The following is an 8,903-nucleotide window of genomic DNA, read 5'->3' as shown; positions in this document are numbered from 1 at the left end:
CGAGGCCTATGATACTCACAATCAACACCTGAAAGCCGCCGCCTGACATGAAACCCATGCTATAGCTTAGCCCCGGCGGAAAACTGGTCGAAAATTCAGGACCACCTCTCTAGACGTCCGCTTTGTCCGCACAGCGGACGCTGGCGCGTCCCACGCGTAAGGTCCGGTTTGGGTCGCAAATGCTTGGCATTTGGGTCGGAATTGCTTGGCATGGCTTACTGATAAGATTCAGAAAATTTGCAGGGAAGAGTCGGTTCCACATGGCATTCGACATCCCCTGTATCTTCTAATATTCTAATACACTCTAGATTTTTTGAACCGTCAGGTTGCTGTCTAGGTGATGTGCGTTGTGATTATGCAAATGTTTAGAGCCCCTAGGTTTTACAGAAAAATAGCTATTTTTACTCTTGAAGCCTGTCAGAACTAAGGTTATCCACCGCCCCGAGATGCACCCGTAGCTCAGCTGGATAGAGCACCAGACTACGAATCTGGGGGCCGGGCGTTCGAATCGCTCCGGGTGCACCATTTCTTCTATTGTCGGATGTCAGGCAAAATTGATTTTCGTGTCAATCGAATGACCCTGCCAGTGCAAATTCCCAAGATATTATCCAGATTTACTCGGCAGAGTAATTGATCGTAGTTCGGGAATATTCTGACCTTCAGTCGATTCTGGAAGTTGCGTTCGGCTCAAAGCCTCTATGCTATTCTTGGTATGATCTTTCTCCTGCTTCCGCTGACGGTCAGGCATGCGGCTTTTGAGCCGGCATCAGCACTGATTTCCTGGCTCGCGGCCAAAAACAGCGCAGGTTCGAACCAGCAATTCTGCGGAGATATCACTTTCCCGCTCGAGGCATTATTTTGTGGCGAAGCGATTGCCATCACGCAATTGGCCGGATGCGATGCAGTTGCCTTGCAAAACTCTGGATTCGGCATTTCGGGCGCAGTTACTTTCGTTTGCGCGATGAGATCGCCGCGGCTCATACGTTTTATCGGACGCAAATCCGGCTCTGTCCAATCTGCATCAGAAACGAAGTGCCGAGCGCCGCTCTGGCATGGCTCACGGACCGGATGCACTCTCAGCATGTTTTACAAAGCTAGCATTGTAAAAGGGCGGCCAGCGACGGTTCTTTGGTAAGGTCTATGGTCCGCTGAAAATATGACTTACAGTGCCTCAGCTGCCAGCAGTAAGAAAGGTATCCATCGCTATGCAACAAGGCCACTATTCCCGTTAGGGTTTCGATGGCTGCAACTTGATACTTGAAGCTATGAATGGCGTTACCATTCAGATCCAGCGGCTAGAAAATGATCGAATGAACCGAACCATTTGACCGTTAGCATTCCTATCCGCTTTCACAAAGCCACCAGACGGACTAGGCAGCGCTATCTTCGATGTTCCGGGACGGTATCATGGCGCAAAAATCTACGATCTATAAAGTCGAGCTTTCCGTCTCTGATATGGATCGTCACTATTATGAAACCCACAAACTGACGATCGCCAAGCATCCGTCTGAAACCGACCAGCGGTTGATGGTCCGTATTCTGGCATTTGCGTTGAATGCCCATGAACATCTGGAAATGACCAAAGGCCTTTCAACGGATGACGAGCCGGATGTCTGGCAAAAAAGTCTGAGCAGCGAGATCGAACTGTGGGTTGCTTTGGGGCTTCCGACGGAAAAGGCGGTCCGCCAATCCTGTGGCAAAGCGGATAAGGTGATTATCTATCCTTATGGTGGCAGGACAGCCGAGATGTGGTGGGACAAAATCAAGAACAGCACCACCCGTTTTAATAATCTTCGGGTCATCTGCTTTTCCGAAAACGACACCAGCCAGCTGGAAGAATTGGCGAGCCGCGCCATGAAGATGCAGGTCAATATTCAGGATGGCGACGTAATGGTCAGTGTTGACGATCGCATCGTCAATATGACGCCTGTGATTTGGAAATAAACCGGCTGTTATCGTTCGCCGCCTGAGGTTCCGCAGGCATTACTTTTCTAATACGTTCCTGATCGCGGTGCAGAACTTCTTCAGGTCATTTCCATTTTTCGTAAGTTTGTGACGCAGTGTTCGTGGAAGCTCTAATTGCACCCCCGCACCAGATCCGGTCCGATTGCAGATATTGGTTTCATGAAGCCCCGGCAGGGTCGTGTTGGGTTGTGCTTCAAAACCTGCGTTGCACAGCGAAGCGCCAATGGCATCGCGCAAGGCGACCGCACGCCCGCCAAGCCATACGGTGTCACTTCCATCATCTTTGCGTCCGTGAACTGCAACTGCAGTGAATGCCCTGCCGATAAGGTCGACGGCACGAGGTTCATCGAAACGATGAGAGGTGATGTGGAAATCGCCATGAGCACCGGTTTTGAGAGCCTCGAAGCAGTAGAATGAAAAATCGGCGCCTGCAATTGCTTCGGCAATTTCGGATGTCGCAGGTTCAATAGTGCCGCCATGGGGCGCAAGGATCACGACAGATGTTCCGCAATCCTTGCTGCGAATGCGATAGTCGACGCCTTCTTTCATCGCAGCGGCGAGAGCTTCGAAGTTAGGAAAGCGATCTGCCATGAATGACCTATGTGTTAATGAACAAGAGGTTCGGCATGCACCCGCAGTTCGGGGTGTTTATACGTTCAGTTTGCGAACGGATTTCGCAATTTTACCGTCCTTCTTTTCAAGCGTGACGATTTCACCAAACTTGATGTCCAACCATTCATCGTGATCTTCGGTCAAAGGTTCGGACGCAAAGATCGCCGAGGTTGCTTCCCCTTCGGGGCAGGCATCAACCTTATAGGATTTTGCATAATCTTGAAAATTGGTCCCCATCAGAACGTACATCGGCTCTAGCAGCATCGAGGTCGCATGGTCATCTGTTCCGGAATCGGCTTTACGCAGCTGCTTCCAATCCCCATCGGGCGCTGTTTCCCCATCATGATCAAAGCCGTAGTTGACGCCAATGATCCGGTCCGGCGCGACAAGGGCGATCTTCAACTTGGTCAGTTTGACCAGATCAAGCTTTTGCATCGCTTGCAGAATGACCTTCTGCAACTCCTCGAAACCTTGCTGGACGTCATCGTCACTATTCCCTTTCAGCAGGGAGAGCAGCAGAACATACAGAAATTCCGTATCTGTCGTTCCACGCATCTGCCTGAGGTATCTGTCCTCACAGTGCTGCAGCAGCTCTTTTTGTAATATCTGCCAATCCGGCACCGCACCATTTTGTGCAATGATCCAGGGCGTTTCTTTGAACGAAAAAGGATGACAGTTTTCATCGGCAAGAACGGTACGTGAATTGTAACCTGCTGCCCGAACATGAGCGAGCAGCGTGCTGCCCTGAAGGCTGGGTATAATTGACGCTGCATTGTCGTCATAGAAGGCGGCCATTGGTCTGCGATACAAAAACGGTTCTTCCGGTTTCAAAAGGTGTTCGCTCCAAGCGGCAAAGCCCCATCCAGCCAATTGAAGCAACGGATGAAGTTCGGGGTCCAGACTTTGGTTGATCAGACTGTTCTCTGGCTCAAGAAGCAGGCTTTCAAGGGGGATTTCAGGCCCGATATAGGCAAGGACACGGCACATATTTTTCCTGACTTTTCACCCCAACGCAAGTCGTACCGGTTCGTTGCCGATGTTGTCCAGAAATCTAAAACGTGAATGGCTGTGGAGAGGGCGGGTGCTGTTGAGGATCAAATCCCGAAAAGAGCTAATTTATAAACGAGGACTTGGGGGCACGAAACCGTGGTAGGTCCAACACTGCGCTGGCCTGATTTGAATCAAGTCGGGGTCTGGGCACCTTAATGATCTATCATGGCGAATTTCAAAACGATGTCTGGAATGAACGTCTGTGCAAACTGCCAAAGACAAATTTTCCCCGCCCCGAGGATATTTCGGGGCGGGGCAGGTGTTTATGCGGGGGTATAGTTGCTGGGGTAAAGCGCGCGCATTGCGGCTTCGTCATTGGGGGTTTTGAACGTCTCGTTCTTACCGATCTGTTCCGCTTTTGCTGCGGCGGGGCGGGCGTTGACGAATTTGAACCAGCGATCAACCTCGGGGAATTTCGCAAGGCCTTCACCGCCCAGCACGCGGGGTGCGCGGATGATCCAGCCCCATGCCGACACATCGGCAATTGAATAGCTGTCGCCAACGATAAATTCGCGGCCTTTCAGGTGGTCGTTTAGCACCTGATAGTGACGCTCGGTCTCGCGCATGTAGCGGTTTTTGGCATAGGGCACATCTTCGGGCGCGACGTGGTGGAAATGCACGTTCTGGCCCGAGAACGGTCCAAGGCCCGAGGCGATGAACATAAGCCAGGACAGCAATTCACCGCGATGTTCCGGCGCAACACCCAGTTTACCGGTCTTTTCCGACAAATACATCAGAATGGCGGTGCTGTCGAAAACGGCGGTGCCGTCATCGTCGATTGCGGGCAGCTTGCCATTGGGATTGATCGCGCGGAACTCGGGGGTGTGCTGTTCGCCCTTGGCCGTATCGACCGGCACCAATTCGTAAGGCAGATCGGTTTCGGCCAGAAACAGCGCGACTTTCAGCGGGTTTGGCGTCGGGTGGTAAAAGAATTTCAGCATGGATGTGATCCTGTCTGTGTTGAAGGTTGGTATTCAGGCGATCGACGGGGCGATTTTATCCTGTGTTTTGGTGTCGAAATCCGAGGCGTCATGACGCTCGTGCAGCTGTTCGTTCAGCGGGCCCATGGTGCGGTTCACGATACGACCACGTTTGACGGCGGGACGATCAAGGACTTCCTGCGCCCAACGGCGCAGATGGGTATAGCTTTCCACATCAAGGAATTCGCCGGCGTTATAGCCGTTGCCCAGAACCAGATTGCCGTACCAAGGCCAAGTCAGCATATCGGCAATGGTGTATTCATCACCGCCCAGATAGCGGTTCTGTGCCAGTTCGCGGTCCAGAACATCCATCTGGCGCTTTACCTCCATGGTAAAGCGATTGATCGGATATTCGAATTTTTCAGGGGCATAGGCATAGAAATGGCCAAAGCCGCCACCCAGATAGGGGGCCGAACCTTGCAGCCAGAACACCCAGTTCATGACCTCGGTCTGGTGGGCGGGGTCTTTGGGCAGGAAGGCGTCGAATTTTTTGGCAAGATACAGCAGGATCGCCCCGCTTTCGAAAACGCGGCTGCCGGTATCACGGTCGATCATTGCAGGAATTTTCGAATTCGGGTTCACGGCGACAAAACCGGAAGAAAACTGCGTGCCTTCGCCAATGCGGATCAGATGGGCATCATATTCCGCACCGGTCTTTCCTGCGGCCAGCAGTTCCTCCAGCATGATGGTGACCTTTTGCCCGTTGGGCGTTCCCATCGAATAAAGCTGCAGCGGATGCTGCCCGACAGGAAGTTCGGCCTCGAATGTCGCACCGGCAATGGGGCGGTTGATCTTGGCCCAATCACCACCGCTTTCGGCGTCCCATGTCCATACTTTCGGGGGGATATATTCAGCCATTGGAAAGCCTTCCTTTTGCTTCGATGTCATGTGGCACGAATGCGCAATGCTTCGATATCGCGGGCCAGTTCTTCGGCCAGTGACGTCATATCTGCCTGATCCGTTCCCAGATGCAGTTCGAACCGCAGCGCTGAAACCGACCCCTGGAACCGCCGTGCCAAAACCGCACAATCCGTGTGGGAAGGCAGTTCGCCCATAGCTTTGGCATGTTCGAACCCTTCCGCAAAAGCATGGCGCACATCCGCCAGATATTGCTTGGTGCGTGCGGCGATTTCCGGATTGGTGGCGGTCGTATCGATCAGCGTCCGCGTCAACATACAGACCTGACGCGAAGTGTTGTCCTGCGTCATTCGCGCGAACCCGCGCAGATGTTCGGCCAACCCCGTCAACGGGGAGGGCGTATCCGCCATATGAGCCCTGAACCGCGCGACCGAGCGTTTGAAATACCGGTCGAGCGCCAGCAGATACAGGTTTTCCTTGCTGGAAAACGCGCCATAGATACTGCCGGGTTTCATATCCAGCGCCGTTTCAAGGTCTTTCAAGGATGTTGCATGAAAGCCTTTTTCCCAAAATACCAGCATCGCCGCATCCAGCGCAGCGTCACGGTCATATCGAGTCGGGCGGCTCATCCTGTATCCTGTCTTGTGGCGTCGGCCAAAGCATAGGCAGTTAATGAGCGTTCGCTCAACAAATATTTACGATACGCACGGTTTTGTGAGGTTTAAGGTAGGTGGCGAGCTGGGGCTTCAAACAGGGGCTGACCAGTTTTGTGTAAAATCTGAAGCCATAAACAAGGCGGTAAGCTGGGCATCCATGCTGCGACTTGATGTGCTGCAAGTTTTAAAACCGGTGAGTGAGCGTCTGATTTGAACAAAGCTTGTGGTGCGCAGAATGTAAGTAATTATTCCAATCCGTCAGACTGCCTATGATTGGCAGGGGTGCAGTTTTAAGGAACAGCAGCATACATTTGGCATATTTTGTGACAGTTACTGATCGTATGACGATCAGCAAACTATCGGCGTCAGGTCATTTGAAGTTGGATCAAATGATTTAGCTGTTTTGCGTGCTGTATAAGGAATTATCTTAAAATAATTCGCTCGTTAGATTGAAAATGAGCCGCAAAAAACCCTGTGGCCTAGATTGAGTCGCGTTTGTCATCGGTACAGAGCACGGTAAGGCGCTGCTGTATAGCCAGCTAAAATATCCAAGCGCAATATGTAGACACTTAGCGTAATTTATTCCTTATAAAATCAATATTTTGTATATAAGTAAGTCTTTGGCCCGGGGCCAAAGCATCTACCGAACGTATGATGCGGCATTCAATAGATGGCGGCCAATAAGGTCGAAACAAGACGCCTGAAAACGACCCTTAAATTACAGTCATTCGCAGTTGTTGTTTGCTATATAATGTATGCACAATTAAATTTAAAAAAGGCCGCGCAACTCAGCGTGGTTTGACTAATTCGTAAGTTCATCTTTTAACCTTCACAGGTTTGCTTGGTAAACTGTTCAGGGTGCTGTTATTCTGCATTATGCTTATTCAACAGTTTCTGTTCTGAAAGGCTTTGCCCATGCCCGCGCCAAACCCGTACAGCAAATTGCCGCGCCATGCTTATTGGCGGACCTCTGTCGCCCGGGCGGCCAAATCAGGTGGGGCATTGACTGATGTCTGGCAGCCTAAATTCGGTATTACCCGTCAGGATTCCATTCTGACAACAGGATCATGTTTTGCACAGCATATCAGCCGCGCCTTGGTTTCTGCAGGGTTTGCGTGGCATCAGGCCGAACGCGCGCCCTTCGGCCTGAACGAAACAACGGCAAAGAAATTCGGCTATGGTATTTTTTCGTTCCGGACGGGCAATATATATACCACGCGTATGCTGACACAATTGCTGGCATGGGCGATCAACCCCGACAGTCAGGACCGCGAAGTCTGGGAAGAAGATAGTGCGTTTTTCGATCCGATCCGTCCACAAATCGAACCAGGCGGCTTTGAAACGGTCGAGGAACTGTTCATGGCACGCGCCGCCACCCTCGCTGCAATCCGGCAGGGTGTCGAGAAAAGCAGTGTGTTCGTCTTCACCCTCGGGCTGACCGAGGGGTGGGTCAACAGCCGGACCGGTCTTTGCTATTCCTCGTGTCCGGGCACAATGGGCGGTCAGTTCGATGACAGCCAGCATATGTTCGAAAACCTGCAATACCCAGATGTTCTGGAAGATCTGGAAAAGATCCGCGACCAATTACATCTGATTAATCCCGATATCAAAATGCTGCTGACGGTGTCGCCTGTGCCTTTGGCCGCAACGGCCGCGCCCGGTCAGCATGTGCTGCCTGCAACGATGCGGTCTAAATCGATCCTGCATGCCGCTGCCGGTTACTTCCAGTCGTTGCATGATGACGTCGACTATTTCCCGTCTTACGAGATTGTTTCCCACCCCGGATTGAACCGACAGATGTTCGACGACGACCGGCGGTCGGTCCTGCCCGAGGGGGTGGATTTCGTCATGCAGCATTTTCTGCAAGGGTTGGGTGTTGATAATGCCCAAAATACGGCCCATGCGCCTGAAGAAGACACCCGCATCCGCGATGCGGTGTCAAAAGCTGCACATGCAGATGACGTTGTATGTGAAGAAATAGAGTTGGAAAAATACAATGAAGACCGTGATTGACGCTGCATTTGTGGGGGATTCCCACGGAACAACAATTCAGGTCGCGGGCGAACGAAATGAGATTGTTTTTCAATGCCCGATCACGGCGGCAAGCGCGATGTATGTCGGCTCTACTCTGGCGGATGACGGGGAAGGAAACATCACATTTGAAATGCAACCGTTCCGGCTGGATGAGGAACGGAATGGTGTCGCACGGGCCAAGCATCGGGCGCATAAGGCCAGCCAGCTTGGCACAGCATTCAAAAAAGCGTTTAACAGTAATCTGCCCGTATATTCGAACATCGGAATGACTGCGCGCAACTTCGTCTTGGGCATCGTTTCGGCAGCCAATGCGAACGGTCAGGACCCTGCAAATATATCTACGAAAATCGCGCGGGCCGCAGCCGAGGATTTTTTTAGCGGTTATGCAGAGTTTTATAAGTTTATGCAGGCAAGGGCGCCGCGGGTCACGGCCTTCTATGGCCCCACACGGTTTGATCCCGCTTTGCGACACATCTGGATGGCGTATGACGATGTCGTTCGTGATACGCTGAAAGGACTGGGGGTTGCTCTGATCGATCTGCGTGCAGAGTTCGGGGATGAGCAGTTGCAACTTCAGCCGCAATTCGGCCGCGAACCTTTCGATGATGGCGTTCACGCCAATGATGCATGGGGTCTACGGATACTCGAAGTGATCCAACAGGATATTGCGGAAAAATCAGCCGAAACAGAACCGCAAGAGGCCTGAAATTTTCCCTGCCCGAAAACGGAATTTCCGCTTCGGGCAGGG

The 8,903-nt window shown here is 52.0% G+C and carries 10 protein-coding genes and 1 tRNA gene; 5 read left to right on the top strand and 6 right to left on the bottom strand.

Annotated features, from left to right (window positions below; genetic code table 11):
• The first annotated feature begins 448 nt into the window (after positions 1–448).
• Positions 449–525: transfer RNA gene (locus DWB67_RS03700), tRNA-Arg, on the top strand.
• Positions 526–696: 171 nt separating this feature from the next.
• On the opposite strand, the gene DWB67_RS17990 is transcribed toward DWB67_RS03700, so the two are convergent.
• Complete coding sequence (locus tag DWB67_RS17990; RefSeq protein WP_182911473.1) at positions 697–981, bottom strand: hypothetical protein; 285 nt, start codon at positions 979–981, stop codon at positions 697–699.
• A gap of 426 nt (positions 982–1,407) precedes the next feature.
• Here DWB67_RS17990 and DWB67_RS03695 point away from each other — a divergent pair, with 426 nt between their 5' ends.
• Positions 1,408–1,944, top strand: coding sequence for a YaeQ family protein (locus DWB67_RS03695; protein WP_119806190.1), 537 nt, complete (start codon positions 1,408–1,410; stop codon positions 1,942–1,944).
• 39 nt (positions 1,945–1,983) lie between these two features.
• On the opposite strand, the gene DWB67_RS03690 is transcribed toward DWB67_RS03695, so the two are convergent.
• The 5 genes from DWB67_RS03690 to DWB67_RS03670 all read right to left on the bottom strand — a co-directional run bounded on the left by DWB67_RS03690 (position 1,984) and on the right by DWB67_RS03670 (position 6,094).
• Positions 1,984–2,556: a poly-gamma-glutamate hydrolase family protein gene (locus DWB67_RS03690; RefSeq protein WP_119806109.1), complete on the bottom strand. Its 573-nt coding sequence runs from the start codon at positions 2,554–2,556 to the stop codon at positions 1,984–1,986.
• A 57-nt stretch (positions 2,557–2,613) separates the two neighbouring features.
• Positions 2,614–3,564 carry a class II glutamine amidotransferase gene (locus tag DWB67_RS03685; protein WP_119806108.1) on the bottom strand — a complete coding sequence of 317 codons (951 nt, stop codon included), beginning with the start codon at positions 3,562–3,564 and terminating at the stop codon, positions 2,614–2,616.
• A gap of 326 nt (positions 3,565–3,890) precedes the next feature.
• Positions 3,891–4,568 carry a glutathione S-transferase family protein gene (locus DWB67_RS03680; protein WP_119806107.1) on the bottom strand — a complete coding sequence of 226 codons (678 nt, stop codon included), beginning with the start codon at positions 4,566–4,568 and terminating at the stop codon, positions 3,891–3,893.
• Between the two features lie 33 nt (positions 4,569–4,601).
• Positions 4,602–5,465, bottom strand: coding sequence for a glutathione-dependent disulfide-bond oxidoreductase (yghU, locus tag DWB67_RS03675; protein ID WP_119806106.1), 864 nt, complete (start codon positions 5,463–5,465; stop codon positions 4,602–4,604).
• Between the two features lie 26 nt (positions 5,466–5,491).
• Entirely contained in the window at positions 5,492–6,094 is a 603-nt protein-coding gene (locus tag DWB67_RS03670) for a TetR/AcrR family transcriptional regulator (protein WP_119806105.1), read from the bottom strand.
• Between the two features lie 43 nt (positions 6,095–6,137).
• Between DWB67_RS03670 and DWB67_RS17845 the strand changes: the two genes are divergently transcribed.
• From DWB67_RS17845 to DWB67_RS03660, 3 genes are all read left to right on the top strand, one after another.
• The gene (locus tag DWB67_RS17845) at positions 6,138–6,335 is read left to right on the top strand and encodes a hypothetical protein (protein ID WP_147385906.1); all 198 of its coding nucleotides are present in this window, start codon (positions 6,138–6,140) and stop codon (positions 6,333–6,335) included.
• Positions 6,336–7,036: 701 nt separating this feature from the next.
• Positions 7,037–8,134, top strand: a complete 1,098-nt coding sequence (locus DWB67_RS03665) for a GSCFA domain-containing protein (RefSeq protein WP_119806104.1) — start codon at positions 7,037–7,039, stop codon at positions 8,132–8,134.
• A complete protein-coding gene (locus DWB67_RS03660) occupies positions 8,118–8,861 on the top strand; it encodes a hypothetical protein (protein ID WP_119806103.1) in 744 nt (247 codons plus the stop codon). Before DWB67_RS03665 ends, DWB67_RS03660 begins: the two co-directional genes overlap by 17 nt.
• The last annotated feature ends 42 nt before the right edge of the window (positions 8,862–8,903 follow it).

It is taken from the genome of Paracoccus sp. JM45, assembly GCF_003590715.1.
Taxonomy (GTDB): domain Bacteria; phylum Pseudomonadota; class Alphaproteobacteria; order Rhodobacterales; family Rhodobacteraceae; genus Paracoccus.
Note: the sequence above shows the minus strand (reverse complement) of the source record. Positions and strands in the feature narration are given on the sequence as shown.

What these genes read in the sequence shown, in the direction of transcription:
- DWB67_RS03665 (WP_119806104.1), top strand. Translation starts at nt 7,037, where the DNA reads ATGCCCGCGCCAAACCCGTACAGCAAATTGCCGCGCCATGCTTATTGG.
- DWB67_RS03690 (WP_119806109.1), bottom strand. Translation starts at nt 2,556, where the DNA reads ATGGCAGATCGCTTTCCTAACTTCGAAGCTCTCGCCGCTGCGATGAAA.
- yghU (WP_119806106.1), bottom strand. Translation starts at nt 5,465, where the DNA reads ATGGCTGAATATATCCCCCCGAAAGTATGGACATGGGACGCCGAAAGC.
- DWB67_RS03670 (WP_119806105.1), bottom strand. Translation starts at nt 6,094, where the DNA reads ATGAGCCGCCCGACTCGATATGACCGTGACGCTGCGCTGGATGCGGCG.
- DWB67_RS03680 (WP_119806107.1), bottom strand. Translation starts at nt 4,568, where the DNA reads ATGCTGAAATTCTTTTACCACCCGACGCCAAACCCGCTGAAAGTCGCG.
- DWB67_RS03685 (WP_119806108.1), bottom strand. Translation starts at nt 3,564, where the DNA reads ATGTGCCGTGTCCTTGCCTATATCGGGCCTGAAATCCCCCTTGAAAGC.
- DWB67_RS17845 (WP_147385906.1), top strand. Translation starts at nt 6,138, where the DNA reads ATGAGCGTTCGCTCAACAAATATTTACGATACGCACGGTTTTGTGAGG.
- DWB67_RS03660 (WP_119806103.1), top strand. Translation starts at nt 8,118, where the DNA reads ATGAAGACCGTGATTGACGCTGCATTTGTGGGGGATTCCCACGGAACA.
- DWB67_RS03695 (WP_119806190.1), top strand. Translation starts at nt 1,408, where the DNA reads ATGGCGCAAAAATCTACGATCTATAAAGTCGAGCTTTCCGTCTCTGAT.
- DWB67_RS17990 (WP_182911473.1), bottom strand. Translation starts at nt 981, where the DNA reads ATGAGCCGCGGCGATCTCATCGCGCAAACGAAAGTAACTGCGCCCGAA.